Annotated in this window: 31 protein-coding genes; 20 read left to right on the top strand and 11 right to left on the bottom strand. The window is 66.6% G+C overall.

What is annotated here, in order from left to right; translation table 11 throughout:
• Positions 1-79: 79 nt before the first annotated feature.
• Positions 80-856, bottom strand: coding sequence for a nucleotidyltransferase family protein (locus V6U71_RS01315; RefSeq protein WP_411340637.1), 777 nt, complete (start codon positions 854-856; stop codon positions 80-82).
• A complete protein-coding gene (locus V6U71_RS01310; protein WP_411340635.1) occupies positions 853-1,797 on the bottom strand; it encodes an alpha/beta hydrolase in 945 nt (314 codons plus the stop codon). Before V6U71_RS01310 ends, V6U71_RS01315 begins: the two co-directional genes overlap by 4 nt.
• Before the next feature lie 105 nt (positions 1,798-1,902).
• Between V6U71_RS01310 and V6U71_RS01305 the strand changes: the two genes are divergently transcribed.
• Genes V6U71_RS01305 through V6U71_RS01285 form a run of 5 tightly spaced genes read left to right on the top strand, consistent with a single transcriptional unit; the run spans position 1,903 to position 6,276 of the window.
• Positions 1,903-2,733: a diacylglycerol/lipid kinase family protein gene (locus V6U71_RS01305; RefSeq protein ID WP_411340634.1), complete on the top strand. Its 831-nt coding sequence runs from the start codon at positions 1,903-1,905 to the stop codon at positions 2,731-2,733.
• Positions 2,730-3,578 carry a metallophosphoesterase family protein gene (locus tag V6U71_RS01300; protein ID WP_411340633.1) on the top strand — a complete coding sequence of 283 codons (849 nt, stop codon included), beginning with the start codon at positions 2,730-2,732 and terminating at the stop codon, positions 3,576-3,578. The genes V6U71_RS01305 and V6U71_RS01300 overlap by 4 nt, the downstream gene beginning before the upstream one ends.
• A gap of 60 nt (positions 3,579-3,638) precedes the next feature.
• Positions 3,639-4,727 carry a hypothetical protein gene (locus tag V6U71_RS01295; RefSeq protein ID WP_411340632.1) on the top strand — a complete coding sequence of 363 codons (1,089 nt, stop codon included), beginning with the start codon at positions 3,639-3,641 and terminating at the stop codon, positions 4,725-4,727.
• Entirely contained in the window at positions 4,724-5,767 is a 1,044-nt protein-coding gene (locus V6U71_RS01290; protein ID WP_411340631.1) for a phosphotransferase family protein, read from the top strand. The genes V6U71_RS01295 and V6U71_RS01290 overlap by 4 nt, the downstream gene beginning before the upstream one ends.
• On the top strand, positions 5,764-6,276 hold the full coding sequence (locus tag V6U71_RS01285) for a hypothetical protein (RefSeq protein ID WP_411340630.1): 513 nt from the start codon (positions 5,764-5,766) through the stop codon (positions 6,274-6,276). The genes V6U71_RS01290 and V6U71_RS01285 overlap by 4 nt, the downstream gene beginning before the upstream one ends.
• A 269-nt stretch (positions 6,277-6,545) precedes the next feature.
• Here V6U71_RS01285 and rpsI read toward each other — a convergent pair whose 3' ends face one another.
• The 4 genes from rpsI to V6U71_RS01265 form a co-directional block, all read right to left on the bottom strand.
• Positions 6,546-7,043 (bottom strand): 30S ribosomal protein S9, encoded by a 498-nt coding sequence (rpsI, locus tag V6U71_RS01280; RefSeq protein WP_411340629.1) that lies wholly within the window; start codon positions 7,041-7,043, stop codon positions 6,546-6,548.
• Complete coding sequence (gene rplM / locus V6U71_RS01275; protein WP_054586551.1) at positions 7,043-7,522, bottom strand: 50S ribosomal protein L13; 480 nt, start codon at positions 7,520-7,522, stop codon at positions 7,043-7,045. The genes rpsI and rplM overlap by 1 nt, the downstream gene beginning before the upstream one ends.
• Positions 7,523-7,694: 172 nt before the next feature.
• Positions 7,695-8,498, bottom strand: a complete 804-nt coding sequence (locus tag V6U71_RS01270) for a hypothetical protein (RefSeq protein ID WP_411340628.1) — start codon at positions 8,496-8,498, stop codon at positions 7,695-7,697.
• The gene (locus tag V6U71_RS01265; RefSeq protein WP_411340627.1) at positions 8,495-9,547 is read right to left on the bottom strand and encodes a COX15/CtaA family protein; all 1,053 of its coding nucleotides are present in this window, start codon (positions 9,545-9,547) and stop codon (positions 8,495-8,497) included. The genes V6U71_RS01270 and V6U71_RS01265 overlap by 4 nt, the downstream gene beginning before the upstream one ends.
• Before the next feature lie 88 nt (positions 9,548-9,635).
• Between V6U71_RS01265 and V6U71_RS01260 the strand changes: the two genes are divergently transcribed.
• The 6 genes from V6U71_RS01260 (at position 9,636) to galU (ending at position 14,652) form a co-directional block, all read left to right on the top strand.
• Complete coding sequence (locus tag V6U71_RS01260; RefSeq protein ID WP_411340626.1) at positions 9,636-10,625, top strand: M48 family metalloprotease; 990 nt, start codon at positions 9,636-9,638, stop codon at positions 10,623-10,625.
• A gap of 55 nt (positions 10,626-10,680) precedes the next feature.
• Positions 10,681-11,217, top strand: a complete 537-nt coding sequence (gene msrA, locus V6U71_RS01255; RefSeq protein WP_411340625.1) for a peptide-methionine (S)-S-oxide reductase MsrA — start codon at positions 10,681-10,683, stop codon at positions 11,215-11,217.
• Positions 11,218-11,348: 131 nt separating this feature from the next.
• Positions 11,349-11,894 (top strand): YfiR family protein, encoded by a 546-nt coding sequence (locus V6U71_RS01250; RefSeq protein WP_411340624.1) that lies wholly within the window; start codon positions 11,349-11,351, stop codon positions 11,892-11,894.
• Entirely contained in the window at positions 11,891-13,120 is a 1,230-nt protein-coding gene (locus V6U71_RS01245) for a diguanylate cyclase domain-containing protein (protein WP_411340623.1), read from the top strand. The genes V6U71_RS01250 and V6U71_RS01245 overlap by 4 nt, the downstream gene beginning before the upstream one ends.
• A 23-nt stretch (positions 13,121-13,143) precedes the next feature.
• A complete protein-coding gene (locus V6U71_RS01240; RefSeq protein WP_411340622.1) occupies positions 13,144-13,641 on the top strand; it encodes an OmpA family protein in 498 nt (165 codons plus the stop codon).
• A gap of 144 nt (positions 13,642-13,785) precedes the next feature.
• A complete protein-coding gene (galU, locus tag V6U71_RS01235; RefSeq protein ID WP_411340621.1) occupies positions 13,786-14,652 on the top strand; it encodes a UTP--glucose-1-phosphate uridylyltransferase GalU in 867 nt (288 codons plus the stop codon).
• A 40-nt stretch (positions 14,653-14,692) separates the two neighbouring features.
• Here the strand turns inward: galU and aqpZ are convergent, their stop codons facing one another.
• A complete protein-coding gene (gene aqpZ / locus V6U71_RS01230; RefSeq protein ID WP_411340620.1) occupies positions 14,693-15,418 on the bottom strand; it encodes an aquaporin Z in 726 nt (241 codons plus the stop codon).
• Between the two features lie 126 nt (positions 15,419-15,544).
• Positions 15,545-16,831, bottom strand: coding sequence for a methyl-accepting chemotaxis protein (locus tag V6U71_RS01225; RefSeq protein ID WP_411340619.1), 1,287 nt, complete (start codon positions 16,829-16,831; stop codon positions 15,545-15,547).
• A gap of 176 nt (positions 16,832-17,007) precedes the next feature.
• On the opposite strand from V6U71_RS01225, the gene V6U71_RS01220 reads away from it, so the two are divergent.
• Positions 17,008-17,313 (top strand): hypothetical protein, encoded by a 306-nt coding sequence (locus tag V6U71_RS01220; RefSeq protein ID WP_411340618.1) that lies wholly within the window; start codon positions 17,008-17,010, stop codon positions 17,311-17,313.
• Between the two features lie 109 nt (positions 17,314-17,422).
• Here V6U71_RS01220 and V6U71_RS01215 read toward each other — a convergent pair whose 3' ends face one another.
• Complete coding sequence (locus tag V6U71_RS01215; RefSeq protein ID WP_411340617.1) at positions 17,423-18,091, bottom strand: S24 family peptidase; 669 nt, start codon at positions 18,089-18,091, stop codon at positions 17,423-17,425.
• Positions 18,092-18,219: 128 nt separating this feature from the next.
• On the opposite strand from V6U71_RS01215, the gene V6U71_RS01210 reads away from it, so the two are divergent.
• Positions 18,220-18,483 carry a hypothetical protein gene (locus V6U71_RS01210; protein WP_411340616.1) on the top strand — a complete coding sequence of 88 codons (264 nt, stop codon included), beginning with the start codon at positions 18,220-18,222 and terminating at the stop codon, positions 18,481-18,483.
• On the top strand, positions 18,480-18,806 hold the full coding sequence (locus V6U71_RS01205; RefSeq protein WP_411340615.1) for a hypothetical protein: 327 nt from the start codon (positions 18,480-18,482) through the stop codon (positions 18,804-18,806). The genes V6U71_RS01210 and V6U71_RS01205 overlap by 4 nt, the downstream gene beginning before the upstream one ends.
• A gap of 6 nt (positions 18,807-18,812) precedes the next feature.
• On the opposite strand, the gene V6U71_RS01200 is transcribed toward V6U71_RS01205, so the two are convergent.
• Both V6U71_RS01200 and V6U71_RS01195 read right to left on the bottom strand, forming a co-directional pair.
• Complete coding sequence (locus V6U71_RS01200) at positions 18,813-19,691, bottom strand: hypothetical protein (RefSeq protein ID WP_411340614.1); 879 nt, start codon at positions 19,689-19,691, stop codon at positions 18,813-18,815.
• 47 nt (positions 19,692-19,738) lie between these two features.
• Complete coding sequence (locus tag V6U71_RS01195) at positions 19,739-20,962, bottom strand: TIGR04063 family PEP-CTERM/XrtA system glycosyltransferase (RefSeq protein WP_411340613.1); 1,224 nt, start codon at positions 20,960-20,962, stop codon at positions 19,739-19,741.
• 109 nt (positions 20,963-21,071) lie between these two features.
• On the opposite strand from V6U71_RS01195, the gene V6U71_RS01190 reads away from it, so the two are divergent.
• From V6U71_RS01190 to V6U71_RS01165, 6 genes are all read left to right on the top strand, one after another.
• Entirely contained in the window at positions 21,072-21,233 is a 162-nt protein-coding gene (locus tag V6U71_RS01190; RefSeq protein ID WP_167346263.1) for a hypothetical protein, read from the top strand.
• The gene (locus V6U71_RS01185) at positions 21,226-22,608 is read left to right on the top strand and encodes a putative O-glycosylation ligase, exosortase A system-associated (protein ID WP_411340612.1); all 1,383 of its coding nucleotides are present in this window, start codon (positions 21,226-21,228) and stop codon (positions 22,606-22,608) included. The genes V6U71_RS01190 and V6U71_RS01185 overlap by 8 nt, the downstream gene beginning before the upstream one ends.
• A 37-nt stretch (positions 22,609-22,645) precedes the next feature.
• Positions 22,646-23,656, top strand: a complete 1,011-nt coding sequence (locus tag V6U71_RS01180) for a DNA topoisomerase IB (protein WP_411340611.1) — start codon at positions 22,646-22,648, stop codon at positions 23,654-23,656.
• Between the two features lie 21 nt (positions 23,657-23,677).
• Positions 23,678-24,877, top strand: a complete 1,200-nt coding sequence (locus V6U71_RS01175) for a mechanosensitive ion channel family protein (protein ID WP_411340610.1) — start codon at positions 23,678-23,680, stop codon at positions 24,875-24,877.
• A gap of 95 nt (positions 24,878-24,972) precedes the next feature.
• Entirely contained in the window at positions 24,973-25,431 is a 459-nt protein-coding gene (locus V6U71_RS01170) for a MaoC family dehydratase (protein WP_411340609.1), read from the top strand.
• Between the two features lie 54 nt (positions 25,432-25,485).
• Positions 25,486-26,667 (top strand): acetyl-CoA C-acyltransferase, encoded by a 1,182-nt coding sequence (locus V6U71_RS01165; RefSeq protein ID WP_411340608.1) that lies wholly within the window; start codon positions 25,486-25,488, stop codon positions 26,665-26,667.
• Positions 26,668-26,678 lie beyond the last annotated feature (11 nt).

The raw sequence follows: 26,678 nt of genomic DNA, 5'->3' as shown, positions 1-26,678 counted from the left end.
CATCGAGCGAAGTCGAGATGCCCATCGCGCCAAGAATAAGGTCGAGGGGTGTCTCGACTTCGCTCGACACGAACGGAAACTAGGAGGCGTTCCGCCCCGCCATGATCTTCTCGATCAGTTCGATGTCGACCGGTTTGTCGGCGTCGATGCACGCCTCGCCCTCGGACATCGGGACGACCGTCGCCTTCAGCCCGAACCGCAGTCCGGCGCGCGCGATCCCCTGCTGGATCGTGAACAGCCGCAGCAACGCTCCGATCAACAGCCAGGGTCCGAAGGCGGCGATGATCTTCAGCCCCTTCTTGCGGTCGCGCTCGATCCGTCCCCAAAAGTCGAGCAGCGGCAGCACGCGCCGCCCGCGCAGCCGGAACATGTTCGCGCCCGACCACCAGCCGCCGCGAAATTTAAGCCAGGTGCGCTTCGATTCGGGATAGCGCGCGAGCAGCACATCCTTTTCGACCATCGCCACCGCGACATCGCTGCCCTCGGCTCCCGCCAGAAACTCGGCGATCATCGCCGGGGTAAGCAGCACATTGTCGGCGGTCGTCACCAGCACCGGATCGTCGCCGGGCGGCAGCGCTGCGGCGAGCGAGCTGCTGATCCCGGCGCCCGAATCGGCGAAATGCATGTCGGCAAGCCCCGCTAGCCCCGGCTCGGCGGCAAGCTCGGCGCTGTTCTGCGCCAGCACCGTGATCGGCCCGACCAGCGGCGAAGCGCGAAGTGCGCGCACGACATGGACGAGCATCGGCTGTCCCGCGACCGGCAGCAGCGCCTTGGTCGACGCGCCGCTGCCCGTCAGCAGCGGGTCGGGTCCGGGACGGCTGCCGGCCATGACGATGGCGGGGATCGGAGCGGTCATGAAGCGGGCGGCAGCCGGCGCGCGGTCGCACCGCGCAGGAAGTCGGTCGCCTCGGCAAGGATCGGCCCCTTGTATGCGAGTGGCCCGGTCAGCGCCATCACGAGGTCGTTATGGCTGAGCCCCTCGTATGTGCGCAGCGTCGCTGCCCCGCCGGCCCGCTGCATCGCAGCCGCCAGATTCTGGCTGTTGCGCACCCGCACCACCGTATCGGCGGTGCCATGGCCAAGCCACAGCGGCGGCGCGTCGGCGCGGACGAACTGGATCGGCTGGGTCCGCTCGGCCGGACGGATATCGCCCATCGCGACGTCGGCGCGGCCGCCCTTTTCGAACGGCAGGAAGTCATAGGGGCCCGCCAGCGCCGCGACGCCGCGGATTGCCGATGCATCGCTGCCCGCTTCGCGCATCCATTGCGGGTCGAGCGCGAGCATCACCGCATTATAGGCGCCCGCCGAATGCCCCGCCAGCGCGATCCGGCCGGGGTCGCCGCCATAGGCTGCAATATGCTTTTCGGTCCATGCGACCGCCGCCGCGCTGTCCTGCAGAAAGTCCGGCCAATGCCCTTCGGGGACGATCCGGTAATCGGGGATCACGACGATGAAGCCCTGCTTGGCAAAGGCGCGCCCGGCAAAGCCGTAATCGTCGCGCGCGCCGCTGTACCAGCCGCCGCCATACAGCCAGACGATCACCGGCAGCCGGTCGGTCTTTTGCGTCCCCGTCGGCACCCAGATGTTGAGCATGTTGCGCGGCCCCGGCCCATAGGGCTGCCCCGCGACCTGCAGGGTGGCACCGTCGCCGTCGCCGAGCAGCCGGTCGCCGAGGTTGAGCGACTTGGCGCCGCCCGCAAGGATCATCCGCCCGCCGCCGCCGAACAGCAGGATCAGCAGTCCCACGACTATCAGGATCTTGATCAACCGCCGTCCTTTGGCTTCGCGCCTTGCCATAGGTTCCGCGCCCTACAGTGCCGCGCGCCCGCGAACAAGCGGGCCATGATCCGAACCCGCATCCGAACGAGGTGACCTTTCGCGCGCTCATGCGTAGAAAAGGGCATGACCAGCCCCTTCGCCCGCCCCGCGCTCGTCTGCAACAGCCAGTCCGGCAGCCATGACGAAGCCGTGCTCGAACAGATTGTGGAAAGCTGCCGCGCCGCCGGCGCGCCGCTCGCCGCAACCTTTGCCCTGCCCGACGACCAGATTCCCGATGCGACCGAACTCAAGCGGCAGGCCATCGACCTTTTGCTCGTCTGGACCGGCGACGGAACGATCAACGCCGCCGCAACCGGGGCCGCCGGGTGGAACGGTGCGGTCCTGCCGCTTCCGGGCGGGACGCTCAACCTGCTGTCGAAGGCGCTGCACGGCGACCGGGCGGCGCCCGACATCCTCGCCGATGCGCTGTCCGGAAAAGGCCGGCGGCAGGCGATACCGATCGTCCGCGGCGAGGCGGGCACCGCCTTCATCACCGTCGTCGCGGGGCCCGCAACGCATTGGGCCGAAGTGCGTGAGACGATGCGTCAGGATGGCCTGATCGAGGCGGCCGGGGAAGCGCCAGACGCGCTCGACGCGATGCTGAACGCCCCCGGCGTCCGCGTCGCAGGGCAGACGAAAAACTATCCTGCGATCATCCTGACCCCGACCGAACAGGGCGTTCGCGCCGACGGCATATTGACCGAAGGCACCGCCGACGTGCTGCGCCACGGTCTCGCCTGGCTCGGCGGCGATTTCCGCGACGGGCCGAGCGAGGAGATCGCGGTCGGCGAAACGATCATTCTCGAAAGCGCGCGGCCGATCAGCCTCGAATATGACGGCGAGCTCGCCGAGCTTGCCTCGCCTGCATGCTTCGCCCTCGGCGCCAGCAAAGTCGATTTCATCGCGACGCAATGACGCTGCTTTTCCATATCAGCGACCTGCACTTCGGGCTGGAGGACCGCGCCGCGCTCGACTGGTTCCGCGATATCGTGCGCCGCGACCGGCCCGACGCGATCCTGATCACCGGCGACCTGACGATGCGCGCGCGGAGCCGCGAATTTGCCGCCGCCTGCGACTGGATCGGCGCGCTCGACGTGCCGGTGACGGTCGAGGTCGGCAACCATGACCTGCCCTATTTCAACCCGTTCGCGCGCTTCTTTTATCCCTATCGGCGCATTCGCGGCATCGAACGGCTCGTCGAACGCGAGCTCGACCTGCCCGGCGTCGCGATCGTGCCGCTCAAGACGACGGCGCGGGCGCAATGGCGGCTCGACTGGTCGAAGGGCTGGGTGACGAAAAAAGCGCTCGCCAAGACGCTCGCTGCCATCGATGCGCTCCCTCCCGGAACTGCCGCACTCGTCACCGCGCACCATCCGCTCGTCGAGGCTGGAACCCGCGGCCGGGCGCTCACCCGTGGCGGCACCCGCGCGCTGCGCGAGCTGGCCGCGCGCGGCGTCGCGGCGGTGCTCACCGGGCATGTCCACGATGCCTTCGACCTCGTCCAGCCGACCCCGGCCGGCCCGATCCGCATGATCGGCGCGGGCACCCTGTCGCAGCGCATTCGCTCGACCCCGCCAAGCTTCAACGAGCTGCGCCTCGCCGACGGTACGCTGGCGGTGCGCGTTCGTAATGTCGAAAAGATCGCCACGCCCGACATGCAGATTCCCGATGTGCCGCCCGACGCCCTTCCGCCGCGCGAACCCGGCGAGCCCGTCGCGCCGGTGCGCGCGATACCGCCGGTCGATCCCCCCGTACATTGACGCTGCATTGACGCCGACGCGCTTCCCGTTAGGTTGCAACAAAAAACGGGATGAGGAACGATGCTGACCAAGGGCGATGATTTCCCGCTGCACCAGAGCGCCGAGCCGATTGCGTTTGCCGGCACCGATCGCAATTTCTACGATCGCTATTTCTTCAACGGCTACAGCCCCGACGGGTCGGTCTTCTTCGCTGCCGCGATGGGCTTTTACCCGCAGCTCGGCATCGTCGATGCTGCCTTCTGCGTCATCGTCGACGGCGTGCAGCATAATCTGCGCGCCAGCCGCCGCTCGGCAGGCGAGCGGCTCGATTTGGCGGTCGGCCCGATCGCAATCGCGATCGACGAACCGCTCGAACGGCTGAGCTTGCGCATCGCGGCGAACGACGGCCCGCTCGCCGCCGAACTTCATTTCACCGCGCGCCACTTCCCGATCGAGGAGCCGCGCTTCACGCGCCGTAACGGGACGCGGCTGTTCATGGACTATACGCGGATGACGCAGAACGGCCATTGGTCGGGCTGGCTTTCGGTCGACGGCACGCGCGTCGATGTCGATGCCGGCTGGGCCGGAACGCGCGACCGGAGCTGGGGCATCCGTCCCGTCGGCGCCGCCGAACCGCAGCCGCCGCCGGAGGGAAATTTCAGCCAGTTCTTCTGGCTGTGGACGCCGTGTAATTTCGCCGATCGCTCGCTCTTCTTCCACAGCAACGACGACGGCGCAGGCAGTCCGTGGAACCGCCGGGCGGTGATCGTCGGCGCGAACGGCGGCGAACGCCATTATGCCGACCCCGGCTTCGCCGCCGAATGGCAGCCGCGAACGCGCCGCCTTGGCAAATTGACTGCCGATTTCGACGCCTCGACCCGGCTGACCTTGACGCCGACCGGGCCGATGTTTGCGATGAGCGGGCTCGGCTACACGCATCCCGTCTGGGGTCATGGCTTCGACCATGGCGGATTGAAGGTCGCGCACGACAGCCTGTCGGAAGCCGATCGTACGTGGGGCAATCCGCTCGCGATGCATGTCCAGGCGCTGGTACGCGCCGAATTGACCGACGGCGACCGCAGCGACACCGGCGTCGGCGTGCTCGAGCAATTGTTCGTCGGCCCGCACGCGCCCACCGGCCTCGCCGGCCTGATGGACCCGGCACCTTGAGCTTTCCGACCGCGCCCGGCGCCATGAGCCCGGCGTGGCTCGCGGCGAAGCTGGGACAGGAACCGGGCGCGCTACGCGGCTTTACGGCAACCCCTGTCGGCACCGGCCAGATGTGCGACAGCTTCCGGCTGGCGCTCGACTGGGCGGACGGCGTCGAAGCCCCGGCCAGCGTCGTCGCCAAATGCCCGAGCCATGACGAGGCCAGCCGCAATATCGCCAAGCTCACCGGCACTTATGTCAAGGAAGTGAGCTGGTACCGCGAGCTTGCCGAGGGGAGCGGCGTTGCGGCGCCGCATTGCTATCATGCCGAGATCGCGGCCGACGACGTCGACTTCGTCCTCATCCTTTCGGACCTCGCTCCGGCGCGGCAGGGCGACCAGCTTGCCGGTACCGGCCTTGCGGGATTGCGGCCCTGTATCGACGCCGCGGCGGGGCTCCACGCATTGCTCTGGAACGACCCGCGGCTCGAAACATTGCCCTGGCTGTCGCGCGACAACGGCGACCTGATCCGCAGCCTGTTCCCGCAATTCTATCTCGGCTTTCGCGAGCGCTATGCCGCGCGGCTCGCACCCGAACTGCTCGACCTCGGCGCCGGGATCGTCGAGCGGCTCGACGCCTATCTCGCGCGCACGCCTGCGGCGCGGACGATCGTGCACGGCGACCTTCGCATCGACAATATCCTCTTCGCCCCCGACGGAACGCGCTGCTGGCTGGTCGACTGGCAGACGCTCGGGCGCGGCAGCGGTGCCAGCGACCTCGCCTATCTGGTCGGCACCAGCATCGCCGATCCGGCCGAACGCGCGGCGGCCGATCGTCCGGCCTTCGATCACTGGATCGCCGCGCTGGACGCGCGGGGCATCGAAATCGATGCCGAAGCGTTATGGACCGACTATCGCATCGGTGCGCTCAGCGGCTATTTCATGGCGGTCTTCGCGTCGATGAGCGTCGAGCGCACGGCGCGCGGGGACGAAATGTTTGCGGTCATGGCCGAACGCCCGGCGCGACAGGCCCTGGCCCTCGGAAGTCTGGAGTTGCTGTGAGCGAGAAGAAGGGCCGGCTGGTCCATGTGCACGACAGGATGCAGTCGGATTACAGCTATCGCCTGACCGCCCGCCCCGGGCAGGATTTCGATCCCGATTTCACGCCGCATTTCACCCCGCAGGAAATGCTGGAGATGGGCGTTTTCGAAGGCAAATATTGCAACGACTGCACGGCGGAATTTCCGAAATCGTGGTTCAGCAAGGCAAAGACCGCCGACATCGCCGACGAAAGCCTCAACTATTTCGGGGTCAAAAGCCGGCAACCGCTGTCGGTCTGGCGCGACAAGGGGTGGATTTACGGTCCCGACCCGCGCGGCTGGTTCCAATGGTATTGCCGCTATTATATGGGCCGCCGCCTGCCCGACATTGATGCGATCCAGATCAAGCGGTGGCGCGGCTTTTCGCGCCATGCCGGGCAAATTCGCGCCAATTGCGAACCCGGCAACATCTTCTGCCGCCCGCGCCAGCGACAGGCATTGCTGCAATGGGCCTATGATCCATTTATTTGACCTGCTGGCCTCGTGACGGAGCGTCCGGAATCGGCCGGAAGCGGACATTTCCTTCTTCGTCACCCCGGACTTGATCCGGGGTCCATGACTTCGAGGCCGCAGTGGATCCCGGATCAAGTCCGGGATGACGAAGGTGAGATAAGCAACGTCCGCGCCCACACCAATGCCGCCATCTCTCCCTTGATTCGCGATCGTTGGACGGCCAACGAAAAAGGGCGGCCCGTTGCCGGACCGCCCTTCTCTTTTCCACCCGTCGGCGGAAAAAGCTGTTAGCGCTTCGAGAACTGGAAGCTGCGGCGGGCCTTCGCCTTGCCGTACTTCTTACGCTCGACGGCGCGGCTGTCGCGGGTCAGGAAGCCGGCCGCCTTGACCGGGCTGCGCAGCGCCGGTTCGAAACGGGTCAGCGCCTGCGCGATGCCGTGCAGCACGGCGCCCGCCTGGCCCGACAGGCCGCCGCCCTTGACGGTCGCAACGACGTCATACTGGCCAGTGCGTTCGGTCAGGCCGAACGGCTGGTTGATGACGAGACGCAGCGTCGGGCGCGCGAAATAGACTTCCTGATCGCGGCCGTTGACGGTGATCTTGCCCGTGCCGGGCTTGACCCACACGCGGGCGACAGCGTCCTTGCGGCGGCCGGTCGCATAGGCGCGGCCCTGCTTGTCGACGATCTTTTCGCGCAGCGGCGCGTTCGAAACGGGAGCCGCAACAGTGCCTTCGACGGCGCCGGCGAGGTCCTTGAGATCGGTCATGGTCTGTTCGTCAGCCATTATGCACCCACCTTGTTCTTGCGGTTCATCGACGCGACGTCGATCACTTCGGGGTTCTGCCCTTCATGCGGATGTTCGGTGCCGGCGAAGATGCGCAGGTTGCGCATCTGCTGGCGACCGAGCGGACCGCGCGGGATCATGCGTTCGACGGCCTTTTCGAGCACGCGCTCGGGGAAACGACCTTCGAGGATCTTCGCGGGGCTGGTTTCCTTGATGCCGCCGGCATAGCCGGTGTGCTTGTAGTAACGCTTGTCCTGCAGCTTGTTGCCGGTGAACGCCACCTTCTCCGCGTTGATGACGATGACATTGTCACCGCAATCGACGTGCGGGGTGAACGACGGCTTGTGCTTGCCGCGCAGGATGTTGGCGATGATCGAAGCAACGCGGCCCACAACAAGACCTTCGGCGTCGATCAGCACCCATTTCTTTTCGACCGTGGCAGCGTTTGCCGAAACAGTCGTCTTGGTCAGCGCCTTCATGGCACGCTCCTTGACAGAGATGGACTAGGACGAACGGCGATGCCGCCGCCCGAAACAAACCGCGCCGCCTGATCCGGGAAGGGACTCAGCGGCGCTTCGGAGCGAGCCAATGACCTTTCCGGGGCGCAAAGTCAAGCATATCGCGGCTTTGCTGACGGGTATTATGATACCTTCACTCTTTTGCCACGGGCTCCAGCGCGCGAACCCGCTCCTCGACGAGCGTCCGCGCAGCGCTGCCGGGTTCGACGATCCAGCTCTGCCTTTGGTCGCGAACGACAAGGCCGGTCGCGGTATCGATCGTCCACAGATTGTCGGTTTCGAGCGGTTGCTCCGCACCACCGGCGGCAAGCGATTCGCGCTCGACCTGCGCCACCATCTGCATCGCGCCGTCGTGCCGGATCGACACGCTCGCCCCGCCCGCGGTCGGGATCGCGGCGTTCGCGGGCGCCACCAGCGCGCGGATATCGGCGCTGGCCATCTCGTTCCGCTGTTCGATGGGCAGCGCGGCGATCAGCGCCGCCATCTGCTGCGCCTCCGCCTGCCCGGCCGCGGCGCCGAGCGCCTGCGTCCGCGCCATCGCCCGCTCCCACAGCGCGTCGGCGTCGATCAGTTCGACCCGGCTGCCGTCGGGTGCGACCAGATAGGTCATCGGCTCGCCGACGAGCGGCTGGAGCACCGCGGTCAGCGCGCGTGTCACTTCGGGCCGCGCATCGGAATCGATCCGCTGCAGCGTCGCGACGAGCTGGTAGCCGCGCCCCGCGCGCTGCCATTGCAACGCATAGGTCAGCGAAAAACTGATCAGCGTCCCGTCGCGCCCCAGCCGCCGCGTCGTAACCCGATAGGTCATCGGCCGATCGAGCGGCGGTGCGAACTGCAAAGCGGGCGCGACAGCGGCCGGCGGGGCAGGCGAAGGCGAAACGGAAGGCTGCGCTGCCAGCAGCAACAGCGCGCCGCCGAGCCCCGCCGCCGCGATCATGCGCCCGAGCGGCCCAGCCGGTGGAGCGAAGCCGCCGTGACCGCGACCAGCACCGCGCCGGTCACCTGATGCAGCACCGCGATCCACATCGACATGCCGGTGACGACGGTCAGGATGCCGAGCGTCATCTGCGCCGCGACGACGGCGACGAGCAGCGTCGGCTCGGTCCGCGCGCCGCGCCGCGACAGGCGGCGCGCGAGCAGCAGCAGGGCGAGCGCCGCGACCCACGACCACCAGCGGTGGATGAAGTGGATCAGGAACGGATCGTTGGTGAAGGCGAACCACGCACCATGCGACCAGTCGATCCCCTCGGGAACGAAATGGCCGTTCATCGACGGCCAGGTGCTCGCGACGTAACCCGCATTGAGCCCCGCGACCCATGCGCCGAGCAAGAGCTGGAAGAAAAGGACCGCGATCACCACCCCCGCCATTCGGGTCAGCGGCGGCCTGATCGCGGCGCGATCATGCGCCATCAGCGCGAAATCGCGCGCGGTCCAGACGAGTGCCGCGAGCAGGAACAGCGCCGTCAGCAAATGGAGCGCCAGCCGGAAGTGGCTGACGTCGGTGCGGTCGACGAGGCCGGAGGCGACCATCCACCAGCCGATCGCGCCCTGCAGCCCCACCAGCACCGCGAGGCCGAACAGCCGCCAGCCATATCCGGCAGGGATCGCGCGGCGCCAGGCGAAGAAGGCCAGCGGGACAAGCAGCGCCATGCCGACGAGCCGGCCGAGGATGCGGTGCAGCCATTCCCAGAAGAAAATACCCTTGAACGCCGCGAGCGACATTCCGGCATTGATTTCCTTATATTCGGGAATCTGCTTGTATTTCTCGAACTCGGCGAGCCAGCCTGCCTCGGTCAGCGGCGGCAGCACGCCCGAGACGGGTTTCCATTCGGTAATCGACAGCCCCGATTCAGTGAGGCGCGTGATACCGCCCACCGCCACGACGGCGATCACCAGCAGCGCGACCGCCCAGAGCCAGCGCGCAAGGGCGGCGGGGCGCGGCACGGAAGGATGAACGGAGGGCGAGAGAGTCGAGGCGTCGGTCATCGCCCCGCCCTATCGGCGCTTGCCCGGTGATAGGCAAGAGGCCGAAAATTCATGGCCGCGACAGGTCCGCCTTGATAAGGGCGCCGCAATGCCCCGTTTCGCACGATCGTTCCTCGCCGCCATGGCGGCGCTGCTCGCGGCACCGGCAACCGCGGCGGCCCCGGCCGACACATCGCCTTATGCCGTGCTGGCGGCGCTCGAGGCGCGTGTTGCCGCAGTCGGTTTTCGTCTGACCACCGCCAATGCGAGCCATTGCGACAAGCGGCAACCGCAGTTCGGGTGGATCTGGGGCGATCCCCGCCTCTACGACGCACCGAACCGCACCGAAGCCCGCGCCGCCTATAACGCGAGCGATAGCGATGTACCCTATATCGCCGCGATCGCCCCCGGCTCGCCCGCAGCCATCGCGGGGCTGCACGTCGGCATGGCGGTCCATGCGATCGACGACTTTGCCCCGGCCGCCGAAGACAGCGATGCCTTTGCCCGCATTGCGGCGTTCGAAACGCGTCTCGGCGCGCAGGATACAGCCAGGACCATCGAGGTGGACCCGGGCGATGGTCGCCCCATCGCGGTGCGCCCAGTCCCCGGCTGCGCCAGCGACTTTCGCGTCGAGGCCCGCGACCGGGCAGCGGGACAGGCCGACGGGCGGCTGGTGCTGATCAGCGCCGGGCTCGCGCGCTTCGCCAGCGACGACGACGAACTTGCGGCAGCGGTCGCGCACGAACTCGCCCACAACATCCTCCGCCACCGCGCCCGGCTCGACGCTGCCGGGGTCGACCGCGGCCTTGGCAAGCAATTCGGGCGCAGCGCCGGCCTGTTCCGCCAGACCGAGATCGAAGCCGACCGGCTGTCGGTATGGCTGATGCGCGCCGCTGGCTACGACCCCGATGCCGCGGTGCGCTTCTGGCAGCGCTTCGGCAAGCGCAACGGACCGGTGCTGTTCCAGGCGGGCACCCACCCGCGCTGGCAGGACCGCGTCCGCGCGCTCGAAACCGAGATCGTGGCGATCCACACCGCCGAGGCATCGGGCAAACCGCTCGACCCGCCGTTGATCGCAGCGCCGCCGCCCTTGGAATAGGACGGCGCCATCCTATTTTGGAGGCATCTTCCTCCTTCCGAAAGGGATCGACGCCATGACCCGTGAGAACGCCATCTTCGCCGGAGGCTGCTTCTGGTGCACCGAGGCCGTGTTCCAGTCGCTCGCCGGCGTCGAGAGCGTCGAGAGCGGCTATATCGGCGGTGCAGTTCCCGACCCGACCTACAAGCAGGTATGCGGCGGCGACACCGGGCACGCCGAGGCGATCCGCATCGTCTTCGACCCTTCGGTCATTTCCTATGACGACCTGCTCGACGTCCATTTCGCGACGCACGATCCGACGACCCTCAACCGTCAGGGCAACGACATCGGCACCCAGTATCGCAGCGCCCTCTTCCCGCTCGACGCCGCACAGGGCGACGCTGCACGCGCCGGTATCGAACGGGCGCAGGCCGACTGGCCGGCGCCGATCGTCACGACGATCGAGGCGGCCAGCGACTGGTATCCAGCCGAGGACTACCACCAGTCCTATTGGGACGGCGAAGGGCAGCGCAATCCCTATTGCATGGCCGTCATCCCGCCGAAGCTCGCCAAGCTCCGCAAGGGCTTCGGCGACCGTCTGCGCACCGGCTGACGCCTCGCCGCAGGTGTTGCAATAAGGTTGCATGCCGCTACTTTTCCTTGACTTTCATACTCTTTTAACTAGCGGACGCCCCCTCGCTGGGGCAGGATGGCCCCGAACACGCAGTTGGGGGTCACTGCAAGGTGCTGGCATCGCTGTTTCTGATCGGCTCGTTGTTCACGACGCCGCAGATGTCGGTCCAGGCCGCCAGCCAGACGATTGTCGAGGACAGCGCCGGCGGAACCGCGCGCGCGGTCAATCGCATGCTCGGCGGCATCATCGGCTATGCCCGTTGGCCCGACGGCCAGCGCGGCGCGGTCAGGACGATGTGCCTTGTCGGAGCGCCGCGCCTGACCGACCGCATGGCGCCGGTCGTGCCGGGCGGCCCCGCCGTGACCGTCCGCCGCATGACGGTCGACGGCGTGACGAGCGGCGCTGACTGCGACATCGTCTTCCTCGGGCGCATGCCGGTCGCCGATCGCCAGCGGCTGATCGGCTGGGTGCGCGGCCGCCCCGCGCTGACGATCACCGACGACGACGCCGCCTGTGTTTATGGCGCCATGTTCTGCCTCGCGAACCGGCAGGCAGGGCTCAGCTTTTCGGTCAACCTCGACGCGATCGGCCGTGGGCCGCTGCGCATCGATCCGCGCGTGCTCAAGATCGGCCGCGACGGGGAGGGCGCGCCATGACCGGCCGCACGCCCGGGCGGACCGGCGAACGCATCGGCGCGCGCACGACGCTGCAGAAGCTGCTGTCGCGCTTTCACTTCGGCATCACGCTGTTCGCCGTTGCGCTCTCGGGCATCACCATCCTGCTTGCCGGGGTCACGGCGCTGCGCGGTTATGCCGACCGCAATATCGAACTGGCCGCGCAGCTCGGCGCCTATGGCGTCGAACCGGCGCTGATTTTCAACGATCCGCAAGCCGCCCGCGAAGGGATCGAGCCGCTGACGCAGATTCCCGGCATCGCCCGGCTGCGCGTGCTCGACGATCGCGGCCGGCCGCTGATAGAATGGACCTCGCCCGCCGACGATCCGGCGCCGCTGCTGACGCGCATCTTCTTCCCCGAACCCTATGCCGTCGCGGTCCGGCGCAATGGTTCGGCGGTCGGCAAGGTCGAGGTATGGGGCGACAGTTCGACACTCACCGACTATGTCCGGATCGGCCTGCTCGCCGGGCTGATCTGCCTCCTCATCACCGCCTTCGGGACGATCGCGCTGGCGCGCCGGTTCGAATATGAGCTGGTGAAGCCGCTCAACGAAATCGCCACCGTCGCGCACGACGTCCGCCTCCATCGCCGGTTCGACAAGCGCGTCCAGCCGCTCGGCATCGCCGAACTCGACCGGCTCGGCGGCGACATCAATGCGCTGCTCGACGAACTACAGGGATGGCAGGGTCATATGGAAAGCGAGCATGCGATTCTCGCGCACCGCGCTTCGCATGATCCGCTGACCGAAATGCCCAACCGCGCGGCCTTCGACGAACAGCTGGCACGGCGGATCGAAGCCGCCGGGCGCCGCGGCGGCCGCTTCGCGCTGCTCTTCATCGACGCCGACAATTTCAAGGCCGCGAACGACAATTTCGGCCATGCCGCGGGCGACGCCGTGCTCGTCGCGCTGTCGGCGTGCATCAAGGACACGCTGCGCAAGGGCGATTTCGCGGCGCGGATCGGCGGCGACGAGTTCGTCGTCATCATCGACCCCCTCGACAGCGAAACCGTTCCGGGCGACCTCGCGATGCGCATCCGCGCCTGCGTCGCCCAGCCCGTCGCGCTGCCGGGCGGCGAGAAGTATCGCGCCTCGGTCAGCGTTGGCGTCGCCGTCTATCCCGAAAACGGAGCCGATGCGACCGCGCTGCTCACCGCCGCCGACGCCGCCATGTATGCCGACAAACTGACCAATCGTTCGATCCGATGACAGGGACCAAACGGAGTGAAATTGTGACTTACCCCTTTGCGTACAACATCCGCCTCTTCTTCATTGCTTGTTTCGCGTTGCTGCTGGCGGCCTGCCAAAGCACGCCGCCACAGACCGGCTTCAGCCCGGCCCAGATTGCCGTGCTCCAGTCCGAGGGCTTCGTCGAAACCGGCCTCGACTGGCAGTTGAACATGCCCGAGCGGCTGCTTTTCGCGACGAACGAAAGCGGCATTTCTGACGACCAGCAACAGCGGATCGGCGCGATGGCGGCGCGGCTCGTCTCGGTCGGCATCATGACCGCTCGCGTCGAAGGCCATACCGATTCAGTCGGCACCGCCGCCTATAATCTGACGCTGTCGCAGGCGCGGGCACAGGCGGTCGCGGCACCGATGCAGGCAAACGGCATGCAGTTGACCGCCGACCAGATCGTCGGCCGCGGCGAAACGCTGCCGCTGTCGAGCAACGCCACCGCCGACGGGCGCCAGGACAATCGCCGCGTCGTCGTGATCGTCACGCCGTAACGGCGTTTCGGCACCAGCCCGCTCCCCCTCCCGGCCTCCCCGACGATAGTAACCTAGGGAGGCCGGGTGGGGGAGCGGGCCGGTGCCGCTTCGACGAAAGCACCGGCCTTTCCTTGCCCGGCGTTCACGGCTAAGCCGCTGTCGATGCTGAAGCCGATCCGCAAAGCCGTCTTTCCCGTCGCCGGACTCGGCACGCGATTCCTGCCCGCGACCAAGGCGATCCCGAAGGAAATGCTGCCCGTCGTCGACCGGCCGCTGATCCAATATGCGGTCGACGAGGCGCGCGAGGCGGGGATCGAGCAGATGATCTTCGTCACCGGCCGCGGCAAGAGCGCGATCGAGGATCATTTCGATATCGCCTTCGAACTCGAAAAGACGATGTCCGAACGCGGCAAGGATCTGTCGGTGCTCGAACCGACGCGGCTCGGCCCCGGCAATTGTGCCTATGTCCGGCAGCAGGAACCGATGGGCCTCGGCCACGCCATCTGGTGCGCGCGCGATATCGTCGGCGACGAACCCTTTGCGATCTTCCTGCCCGACGAGTTCATGCACGGCTCGCCCGGCTGCATGAAACAGATGGTCGACGCCTACCATCGCGTCGGCGGCAACCTCATCTCGGTGCTCGAAGTTCCGCGCGCGCAGGTATCGAGCTACGGTGTCATCGCCCCCGGCAAGGCCGACGGCGCCCTCACCGAAGTCAAAGGACTGGTCGAAAAGCCGGCGGTCGCCGACGCCCCGTCGAACCTCATCATCTCGGGCCGCTACATCCTCCAGCCCGAAGTGATGCGCGTACTCGAACGGCAGGAAAAGGGCGCCGGCGGCGAGATCCAGCTCACCGACGCGATGGCGACGATGATCGGCAAGCAGCCCTTCCACGCCGTGACCTTCGACGGCACGCGTTATGACTGCGGGTCGAAGGCCGGCTATATCCAGGCGAACCTTGCGGTCGCGCTCGCCCGCCCCGACATGGCGGCCGACGTCCGCGCCTTCGCCGTCGACCTGCTGAAATAGGCGGCGCCGGCCGGAAACGGCCCGGCCGGCGCTCCGCCTTTTACTCGCCTTCGATATTCGGCTTGGGGAAACGATCCGCACCGACGGTGCGATAGAGCCAGCCCCCTGCCAGCCCGCCGATCACCGGCGCGACCCAGAACAGCCAGAGCTGGTGCAGCGCCAGCCCGCCGACGACCAAAGCCGGTCCGGTGCTGCGCGCCGGGTTGACCGAGGTGTTGGTCACCGGGATCGAAATCAGGTGGATCAGCGTCAACGCAAGCCCGATGGCGATCGGCGCGAAGCCTGCCGGCGCGCGGCCGTCGGTCGACCCCATGATGATCCACAGGAAGAAGGCGGTGAGCAAAATCTCGATCAGCAGGCCCGACCAGAGGTCGTAGCCGCCGGGCGACCCTTCGCCGAACCCGTTGGCGGCAAGGCCATTGGTCGCGAGATCATAGCCCGGCGTACCGCTGGCGATATAGAAGAGCAGAAAGGCCGCAACGACCGCGCCGAGCACCTGTGCAACCACATAAAGCGGGATGTCGCGCGCATCGAAACGCCCGCCGGCCCACAAGCCCACCGTTACCGCGGGGTTGAGATGGCAGCCCGAAATATGGCCGATCGCATATGCCATCGTCACCACGGTCAAACCGAAAGCCAGCGACACGCCGAGATATCCGATGCCGACGTCGGGCACCCCCGCCGCCAGCACCGCGCTGCCGCAGCCACCGAAGACAAGCCAGAAGGTGCCGATGAACTCGGCGAGCCCTTTTTGCATATTCGTCATATGACCCTCCTCCCCGCCGGCGGCCATGAGCGCCCCCGGCGCGCGGGGCAGTCTAGCAGCAGGAAACGGGGCGGCAAGCCCTTGTAACGGCAGGCCTTCGGGCCCGGCCGCGGCCGGGCGCGGCGATCACGCCGCGGCCACCGTGTCGATGAAACGGTGCGTGCGCTGATGCAGCGACTGCACCGCATGCGTCAGACGCGAGGAGAGTTGCCCGAGCGTTTCGGCGCCGCCTTCCACGGCAAGTGCACCGCGGCTGATATCGAGCGCCCGGACGTCGATTTCTCGGCCCGCCGACAGCGCTTGCTCGACATAGCTTGCGATCGTCAGCGTCGTCGCGCTCTGGCCGTCGACGGCCCGGTCGATCGCGTCGGAAAAGCCGTTATTGGCGCTGATCGCGCTTTCGACCTCGTCGAAACCATCGTTCACCTCGTCGATGACGGCGCGGATGCGATCGACATATCGGGTTATATCGCCCGCCGCCGACCGCGTCTGGCGCGCCAGCGTCTTCACTTCGGTCGCGACCACGGCAAAGCCGCGACCCGCATCGCCCGCCCTTGCCGCCTCGATGCCGGCGTTGAGCGCGAGCATATTCGTCCGGCTCGCCATATCGACGATCAGCGCCAGCATCTGTTCGATCGACTGGCTCGCCGCCCGGAGCGCGGCGGCGCGGTCGCCGGCCTGAGCGATGGTGATGCGCGCTTCCTGCCGGGCGTCGCGCGCGCGGCGGCCATCGTCGACGATCTGCGCCATCGCCGCCGCAAGCGCATGGCCACGCTCGCCGAGCGATTTGAGCCCCGCCAACGTCTGTGCGGTGGCGCCCGCGACCGAAACCGCATCGCGTCCGGTCCGCTGCGCGCGTTCGGACAGGTGCAGCGCCACCGTCTCGGCCTCGCGCGCCATGTCGGAAAGCACGTCGGTGAGCGTCGCGATTTCCTGCTGGAATTGCCGTCCGGCATCACCGACGCGGCCCGCGCGGGCGGTGCGTTCCTGCGCCAGTTCCATTTCGCGGAGCATCGCCAGCCGGGCGATCTGGCCGCTGTCGAGCGTCTCGACGAAACGGCCATCGTCGACGAGCACCAGCCCTTCGTGTCCGGGCGATGCCGACGAAATACGCAGCAGGCAGGCCGTCGATTCGGTGACGCTCGCGGTCAGACAGGGCTCGATCATCGTCGCAATCGAACCGCCAATCGTCGGATTCTGCATCAGCGAGAACCAATAGGGACAGAACAGCAATTCGCGCACCCGCTGCTCCCGAATAATACCGACCGGCCGATCTTCCTTGTCGAGCACCGCCAGAATGCGGAGCTGCGAATTGCCGCGAAAAATATCGATGACCTCGGACAGATGCGCATCGACGCCGACCGCCGCCCTGTGACTGGAAAATGGAACAAGGTCGGGGAGCGCGAGGGTCATCATATCTCTTCGGTCTGCGGCAACGGGTTCGCATCGCCTAGCCCTTGATGGTAAACAGAAATTTAACCAATTGTTTCAGTGATATGACAGATACCAATACAGTGGACCGCTCATCGCAATATCCTGTTCACATCGGCGCTGCTATGCGATGGCCGACCGACACCGAGGAGGACGAAATGCGCACCCTGATTATCGCAGTGCTGATGGCACCGCTGCTCGGCGGCTGTGTCGGGGCGGTCAAGTCGGTCGTTACCGCGCCGGTCAAGGCGGTCGGGCAGGTCGCCGACTGGTCGACGACGAGCCAGGATGAGTCCGACCGCAATCGCGGCCGCGAGCTGCGCAAGCGCGAGGAGCGCGTCGGCAAGCTGTCGCGCGAACGCGACAAGGCGACGCAGAAATGCCGGAACGGCGATCAGGCGCAATGCCAGCGCGCCGAAGTGCTCGACCACGAGATCGAAGCGGAGATGGCGACGCCTTATTGACGATATTGCGGCACCGGCCCGCTCCCCCACCGGCCTCCCCAACGATAGTAACCTAGGGAGGCCGGTGGGGGAGCGGGCCGGTGCCGCCATCCGCGTTAGCCGGCGAACCTCAGCGCACCCGCCGCCCCGTCCACACGACGCGCCCGACCAGTTGCACCGCCGCCATCGGCAGGTCGTCCCAGCTGCGATAATGCGGATTGTCGCTGATCACCGAAATTCGCCCCTGCCCCGGCGCGCGCGCGATGCGCTTCACCATCAGCACATCGTCCATGCGCAGCACATAGATGCCGTCGCGCAGCCGGCCGGCCGCATCGCCGCCGTCGACCAATATGTCGTCGCCGTCGTTCAGCGTCGGCGCCATCGAATCGCCCTCGACCCGGATGATGCTGAGCGCACGCGGATCGGCGCCGAGCCCGCGCAACCATTTGGGGTCGAATGCCACCTCGCCCTCGACCGGCTCGCCGTCGACGCTGGCCCCGGCGCCCGCCGAGGCACCGATCGCGAGCTTGGGCACCAGCACCATATCGGCGGCGCGCGCGCGCGAAGGCACCGCGACGCGCTGTAGCGCGCCGCCGAGCAACGCTTCCGATACCCCCAGATAGGCGGCAATGCGCGCGCGGTCCTGTTCGGCCAGCCGCCGCGGCGACCCGCGCTTGATAAACTGCTGGATATAGGCGGGGTTGCGTCCGATGCGCGCCGAAAGCTGCGCATAATCGACACCCTTTTCCTGCAAGAGCCTGTCGAGCGCGGCACGTGGATCGTCGGGTAAATCGGCCACTGGGTTGGTCCTTCCTATTTCGTCTTTAGCAATAGGATTTTTCCTAGACAAGTAGGAAAATTCTGCTCAGATAGGAAATATCCTATTTGACGAGTCGTCCATCCGATGGGCGGAAAAGGGAGGAAATTATGAAGCGCAGCCTGCTGCAACGGATCGAGACTTTCCTGCACGAATCGGCGATGCCGCCCAGCGTATTCGGGCGCGCCGCGGTGCACGATCCGCGGCTGGTCAGCGACCTGCGCGGCGGACGCGAAGCTGGACTCGATGTCCAGTGCCGTGTGGAACATTTCATGAACAAATGGCGTGCCGAACGCCGCGCGGGCCACGTCCGGCCGCAAGGCGATCGCCGCACACGCGCCGCCCGCGCCCTCGATTCGGGAGCCCAAGCATGATCCGCTGGTCGCCTGCCACGCCCGCCCGCCCCGGCTGCCCGCACCGCCGGCTGTTCCGCCTGCTCGCGCGCGAACTGCCACATGGCCTGACGCTCGGTGCCTCGACCCTCCGGCCGTGGGCGAGTGCCAATTTTGTCGGAGCGCGGCATCTGTTTCCGTGCGTCGTCGCCGTGGGCGACATTCCTCTGCTTTGCCGGGCGCTGCGCGACCGGCTCTCGGCAATCGAATGGACGCTCGCCGGGCATATCGTCGCCGATATCGCGGTCGAACCGGCGGGCCCGACCGACACCTTGCGGATCGAGATATTGACGGTGGAGGACTGACCTTCGTCAGCCGACGGCGCTGCGGGTCATCCGTTGCAGGGTGCTGAGCGCGGCCTCGAGCGCGAAATCGACCTCCGGCTCGTCGTGCACCACGGCTGCGCCAGTGACGGCGGCGCCCGGAGCCGCAATGGGCTCCGCATGTGGCTGACGACGGCGTGCCAACCCGGCCTCGAAACGGGCGACCATCGCGCCGAGGCTCTTGTCGGCGGGGTCGGGCATGATCGGCGCCGCCAGTTCGGCGGGCTGAAGCCAGGGTTCGTCACCGGTGGACTCGGGATCCGCGCGTTCGGGCGCAAGATCGGCGAGGACGAGTTCGTCACCGTCGCTAGCCGGCAAACCGATATCGGCTTCGTCCTCGGCCCGTTCGGCAAAGGACAGATCGAATTCGGTTTCGTCGTCCGCTACGATCGCGGCATTATAGGCGCCAACCGGCCCCAACCCCTCGGCGGGGAGGTCGCGCCCGGCACGAATCGGCGGGCGCGGCGGATCGTCGGGATGCAGGTCGACGCGGCGGCGGCGCAACACCTCGTCCGTATCCTCATCGATTTCGGAACGGCGGCGAATCCGGCGGCGCAGCGACGCGACCCCGGTCGCTTCGGGCTCGGCGATCATCAACGCAATGATGCCCGCGACCACGGCGGCGATTGCCGCCATGCCGAGCGCCATCGCCAGCCGTCCGCCATTGCCGATCGGCGGCAGGAACAGGTCGGAGAGGCGATCGAGGTACAGATTCCAGCTGATTCCCGCGACCCAGGCGAGCGGCATCACCGCGGCGAACAGGAAGGTCAGCGCCGCGGCGCCGATCACCGCCGGCACGGCGGGGCGCAGTCCGCGCAGCAGCGCGGCCCATACGGCCTTTCCGGTCTTTTCGCTGGCGTCGTCCATATTGCTTCCAAATCCGCCGCCGCGCGGCGCGGCGTCCTTCCGTCTCGCTATGCTGCGCGCGGGCTTCCGTCCCGTTGCAGCAATCGCTGGTAAACAGGCTCGTAACGTAAAATGTTTGATGACCAGTTACGATGGGTTTCGACAAAAATACGTGCCGTCCGCCGCCGCTCGTCCCAGATGTCCCGATTTTTGAGCAGCGCTGCCAGATTCGCGGCGATCGCAGCCGGATCGTCGGGTGCGAACAGACTGCCGGTGACGCCATTCTCGATCAGTTCGCGGTGGCCGCCGACGTCGGATGCCGCGACCAGCTTGCCCTGCGCCATCGCTTCCAAAGGCTTCAGCGGCGTGACGAGGTCGGTGAGTCGCATCTTCTTGCGCGGATAGGCAAGGATATCGATCAGCGAATAATAAAGCTCGACCTCTTCATGCGGAACGCGGCCGGCGAAGTGGATATGGCCGGCCACCGGCGATGCCGCGGCTTGTGCTTTCAGCGCGACTTCCATCGGACCGCCCCCGACGAGCAACAGCCGCGCCTTCGGCTGCGCCGCGACCAGCGCCGGCATCGCCGCGATCAGGTCATCGATGCCTTCATAGTCGTAGAAGCTGCCGATAAAGCCGATCACCGCATCGTCGGGCGCCAGACCAAGCCTCTCAGCCAAACCCGCATCGCGCGGCGGCGGGTCGCCGAACAGGTCGAGGTCGACGCCGTTCGGCGAGACGATAATCTTGTCGGCAGCGATGCCGCGCGCGATCAGATCGCCGCGCAGCCCGTCGCAGATCACCGCGACCGCATCCGCCGACTTGGCGGCCCAGGTCTCGAGCTGCCGGGTCAGCCGGTACCGCGCGCTGCCTTCGCGCCCTGTCCCGTTACCGACCGCCGCATCTTCCCAAAAAGCCCGGATTTCATAGATTACGGGGATTCCCAGACGCTTGCCGACGCGCAGCGCCGCAAGCCCGTCGAGCACGGGCGAATGGGCGTGGAGCAGGTCGGGTTTCCAGTCATGCGCCAGCGCCTCGACCCGTCTGGCCAGCGCGCCGATCTCGCGCCATTCGCGGATCGGCGAACGCGCCGGCGCGATCGGCGGGGTGCGATAAAAGGTCAGCCAATCGACCGTCTCGCCGTCCGGACCGGGTTCCGGATGGCGGACGCCAGTCACGCCCGCAACCTCCCATCCATTCCGGACCTGTGCCTTCATCAACGCGCGCGTGCGAAAGGTGTAGCCGCTGTGCGCGGGCAGGCTATGATCGAGGACGTGCAATATCCGGGTCATGATGCGGCCTATTGGCAGACAAGGCTTAACGCGGCGTCAACCCCAATATCGTAACGCGCCTGTGACAAGGCCCTCTTTCCGGGCCCGAAAAGGACAAGGTCAGGCCCGAATGGTCGACAATTTCTCGATTGGCCTCACCCATGTGCTGATGGCGATCGCGCTGTGGCGCCTGCTGCATCGCGACGACCTCGACCGCGAAGTCAGCCCGCGCGTGCTGTGGCAACAGCGCAAGGACGCCGAAGCCAGGCGAGAGGCCGACGGCGATGCGTGACATTGCCTTCGTCGCCTTTCTTTTCGCTTTCATCGGGATCGGTTTCCGCAAGCCGTTCCTGTTCGTGCTGTGCTTTTGCTACATCGATATCGTCGCGCCGCAGCGCCTCAGCTATTTCCTGATCAACTCGATCCCGATCTCGCTGATCGTCTTCGGGCTTGCGATCTTCGGCTGGCTCGCAGTCGACGACAAGCGCGATACGCGATGGTCGGGGCGGCAGTTCCTGCTGCTCGCGATCCTCATCTATTGCTGGATTACGACGATCCAGGCCGATTTCCCTGTCGAGGCAGCGGACAAATGGAGCTGGGTGTGGAAAGCGCTCGTCTGGGCGATCTTCCTGCCGCTGACCTTGCGCACCAAGCTGCGTATCGAGGCGCTGATCGTGATCATGCTGCTTTCCGCTGCATCGATCGCGATCGCGGGCGGAATCAAGACCGCCGCAGGCGGCGGCGGCTATGGCTCGCTGCAATTGCTGCTCAACGAGAATTTCGGGCTCTACGAAGGGTCGATCATGTCGACCGTCGGCATCGCGATCATCCCGCTCATCCTCTGGTACCGGCGCCACGGCACCATCTTTCCGCCCGACTGGCGCGTCTCGCTCTTCTGTTTCGCGCTGGTCTTTGCCTGCGCGCTGCTCCCGATCGGGACGCAGGCGCGCACCGGGCTCGTATGCCTCGTCGTGCTCGCGGTGCTGTCTCTTCGGTCGGTCAAGCACCGCTTCCTCTATATCGCCGGCGCCGGCCTGCTCGCCACGGCGGCGATTCCCTTCCTGCCGCAAAGCTATACGCAGCGCATGGAAACGATCCGCGATCACAAGTCCGACCAGTCGGCCTCGACGCGTGTCGCGGTGTGGATGTGGACGTGGGAATATGCCAAGGAGAACCCGTTCGGCGGCGGCTTCAACGCCTATATCCAGAACCGGGTCCGCGTCGAAAAGGCGGCGACCGCCTACGATCCCAATGCCCCGCAAAATGCCGAAGCCTCGGTCTATGAGGAGCATTCGCGCGCCTATCATTCGAGCTATTTCGAAATGCTCGGCGAACAGGGCTATCCCGGCCTTGCGATGTGGCTGCTCCTCCACCTGACCGGGCTGATCCAGATGGAGCGGCTCCGCCATCGCTACCTCAAGACGCGGCGCGCCGAGGAGCAATGGATCGCTCCGCTCGCGACCGCGCTGCAAAACGGCCATGTCACCTATCTGATCGGATCGCTGTTCGTCGGCATCGCCTTCCAGCCTTTCATCTACATGATGCTCGCGCTGCAGATGGGGCTTTCGACCTATTGCCGCCGCCGCGAGCGCGAGGCCGGCTGGCGCCCGCTGACCGCGCGCCCCGCGCAGGTACCGGCCCGCCACCCGACACCGAACCCCGGCTGACGCGGAACCTTCCTTGCGGCCGGGGCGCTATAGCCCCATGCCCGCGGTCCGCCTGATCCATGTCGACGACAGCCTGCCCGGCATCGGCCGCGAGCGCGCCGGCGATGGCTGGCGCTATCGCGACGCGAAGGGCAAGCTCATCCGCGACCGGCACGAGATCGCGCGGCTGAACGCGGTTGCCCTGCCCCCCGCCTATGAGGATGCATGGTTTTGCCCAGCCCCGAACGGCCATATCCTCGCGACCGGTTACGACGCGCGCGGGCGCAAGCAATATCGCTATCATCCCGAATTTCGGCTGGCGCGCGAAGCCGACAAATATGACCGCTGCGCCGCCTTCGGCCATGCGCTGCCGCTGCTGCGCGCGCGTCTCGCCGACGACCTCGCGCGGCGCACCCTGTGCCAGGAACGCGTCGTCGGCGCCGTCGTGCGGCTGCTCGACCTCGCCGCACTGCGCGTCGGCAACGAGGAATATGTCACCGCGAACAAGAGCTTCGGCGCAACGACGCTGCGCCAGCGCCACGCCAGCCTGACCGGCCGCACGCTCCGCCTCAATTACCGCGCCAAGGGCGGCGCCGAGCGGGTGGTGACGATCAGCGACCGCAGCCTGACCACGCTCGTCCGCCGCCTTCAGGACCTGCCCGGGCAAAAGCTGTTCCAATATGACGATGAGGGCGAATTTTGTGCGGTCGGCTCCGAAGACGTCAACGCCTATATCCGCGACGCGATGGGGGAAGAGTTCAGCGCCAAGCATTTCCGCACCTGGTCGGCGAGTGTCGCAGCCTTTGCCTTCCTTTACGGCGCCGACGAACCGCCGACGCTCAAGATGCTGCTTGCCCATGTATCGGACTGGCTCGGCAATACGCCCGCGATCGCGCGCAAGGCCTATATCCACCCGGCGATGATCGCCGCGGCGCAGGAACGCGGCGACTTCGCATCCGCTGCCGGACCGCTGCCGCGCGCGACCAAATATCTTTCGCGTTACGAGCGCGGATTTTTGACCTATCTCGAACGCGCGCCCGATGCTGCGGCGCTACTGCGTTCCGCCTGACCCGAGGACCCAAAGGCCCCCATGACTTTCTCGATCCTTGCCGCCGCCAAGACCGCCGCGACGAAGACGGCCACCAGGCCCGCGACCGATCCGCTCGCCGACCTCCGCTATTGGTGGGACGCGAGCGTCGCCTGGATCAACAGCCACTGGCTGCAGATCGGCATCGCAATCGGCGCGGGCCTCGCCATCTATTTCATCCTGTCGATGATCCGCCGCTTTGCATTGAAGCGGGCGCAATCGGCGCCGGGCGAATTCACCCTGACCGACATCGTCGGGCGCGTCATCCACAAGACCAAGTCGGCCGTGCTCGCGATCGTCGCGATCCGCGCGGTCGCGGGCTATGCGCAGCCGCCAGCCGTAATCATGCAGCTCATCCAGACGATCTTCACCATCGCGGTGGTGTTGCAGGTCGCAATCTGGGTGCGCGAGATCATTCTCGGGCTGATCCAGCGCCGCGCCTCCGACGGACATAACGAGACGCTGGTCAATGCGATGGGCATCATCCGCCTGCTGATCAGCGTCGCGCTGTTCGCGATCGCGACCATTGTCATCCTCGACAATATGGGGGTCAATGTCACCGGCCTCGTCGCCGGTCTCGGCATCGGCGGCATCGCGATCGGCCTCGCCGCACAGGGCATCTTCTCGGACCTGTTCGCGGCGCTGTCGATCATCTTCGACCGGCCGTTCCGCAACGGCGAGACGATCAAATGGGACACGACGACTGCGACGGTCGAACGCGTCGGGCTAAAGAGCACGCGGCTGCGCTCGATCAACGGCGAGCTCTTGATCGTGTCGAACACCAACCTCCTGAGCAAGGAGATCTCGAACTTCGCGCATCTGCACCGCCGCCGGATCACCTTTGCGATCGGCGTCATCTACCAGACGACGCCCGCCATGCTCCGCGACCTGCCGGCCTTGCTCGAGGAACAGGTAAAGGCTTCGGGCCACGAGTTCATCCGTTCGAGCTTCGTCACCTTCGGGCCGTCGAGCCTCGACTTCGAATTGCTGTTCGACGTCTATAGCGAGGATTATCAGGTGGTGACCGCAGCGCGCACCGACGTCGCGATCCGCCTGTTCGAGGCGATGGCCGCGGCGGGATATGAATTCGCCTATCCGACCCAGACCACCTTCACGTCGGCGCCCGACGGCACGATGATCATGCCCTATCCCGAGTCCCCGGAGCCCAAGGCCCGCACCGCAAAAGCCGCGAAGCCCGCCTGACGCTACGGCGCCGCGGCATGGTGGCTAGGGTCTTGTGCCGTGCGGCAAGACAGGCCTAGAACGCGCCCCGAACCAGCGATTACAGGGGATGAGATATGGCCACGATCACGCCGCAGGAACTGCAAGCCAAGGTCGGTGAGCATCTCGGCACGTCCGAATGGGTGCTTGTCGATCAGGAGATGATCAACAAGTTCGCCGACGCGACCGGTGACCATCAGTTCATCCATATCGACGAGGAAAAGGCGAAACTGACGCCCTTTGGCGGTACCATCGCACACGGTTTCCTCACCCTGTCGCTGTTGCCGCTGCTCGGCGCGAGCACCGACGGCCCCAAGGTCGGCGGCATCAAGATGGGCGTCAACTACGGCTGCAACAAGGTCCGCTTCCTGTCGCCCGTCCGGTCGGGCAAGCGCGTGCGCAGCCACATCAAACTGCTCGAACTGGACGAGAAGCGCCCCGGCCAGTGGCAGCAGACCAATGAAGTTACCGTCGAGATCGAGGGCGAGGAAAAGCCTGCCCTGATCGCCGAATGGATCAGCCAGTTTTTCGTTTGAACGCTGCCCTCCCCGGCAAAGAATCCACAAGGCTTACCGAAGAGGAATTTCATCATGCGTGACGCCGTCATCGTTTCCACCGCCCGCACCCCGCTGACCAAGGCGGCACGCGGCTCGTTCAACAACACCCTCGCCCCGACGCTCGGCTCCTTCTCGGTGAAGGCCGCAGTCGAGCGCGCCGGCCTCGAAGGCGGCGAGATCGACGACGTCGTTTTCGGCGCCGCGATGCAGCAGGGTTCGCAGACGATGAACGTCGCGCGCCTCATCGCGCTCCGCTCGGGCCTGCCCGTCACCGTCCCCGGCATGTCGATCGACCGCCAGTGCTCGTCGGGCCTGATGACGATCGCGACCGCCGCGAAGCAGATCATCGTCGACCGTCAGGACATCTGCGTCGCCGGCGGCATCGAAAGCATCTCGAAGGTCAGCGGCAGCGGCAAGGTGTTCATCGAAACCGATGCCGAGCTGATCGCGATGCACGAGGCCACCTATATGCCAATGATCGGCACCGCCGAGGTCGTCGCCAAGCGCTACAACATCAGCCGTGAATATCAGGACGAATATTCGCTCCAGTCGCAGCAGCGCACCGCAGCCGCGCAGGCCGCAGGCAAATATGACGACGAGATCGTCGCCTGCCCGGCGACCATGGCGGTGGTGAACAAGGAAACCAAGGAAGTCACCTTCAAGGACGTCGTCGCCGACAAGGACGAATGCAACCGTGCCGACACGACGCTCGAAGGGCTCGCCAGCCTGAAGCCGGTGATGGGCGAAGGCCACACGATCACCGCCGGCAACGCCAGCCAGCTCGCCGATGGTTCGTCGGCCTGCGTCGTGATGGAAGCCAGGGTCGCCGAAAAGCGCGGGCTCCAGCCGCTCGGCCGCTATGTCGGCATGGCGGTCGCGGGCACCGAGCCCGACGAAATGGGCATCGGCCCTGTCTTCGCGATCCCCAAGCTGCTCGAACGCTTCGAGCTCAAGATGGACGACATCGGGCTCTGGGAACTCAACGAAGCCTTTGCGGTGCAGGTGCTCTATTGCCGCGACAAGCTCGGCATCCCGAACGAGCTGCTCAACGTCAACGGCGGCTCGATCTCGATCGGCCACCCCTTCGGTATGACCGGCGCGCGCTGCGTCGGCCACGCGCTGATCGAGGGCAAGCGCCGCGGCGTCAAATATGCCGTCGTCACCATGTGCATCGGTGGCGGCCAGGGCGCGGCCGGCCTGTTCGAGGTTTTCTGACGCATGCGCCG

The sequence above is a fragment of the Sphingopyxis sp. J-6 genome (assembly GCF_046603995.1).
In the GTDB taxonomy this organism is placed as follows: domain Bacteria; phylum Pseudomonadota; class Alphaproteobacteria; order Sphingomonadales; family Sphingomonadaceae; genus Sphingopyxis.
Note: the sequence above shows the minus strand (reverse complement) of the source record. Positions and strands in the feature narration are given on the sequence as shown.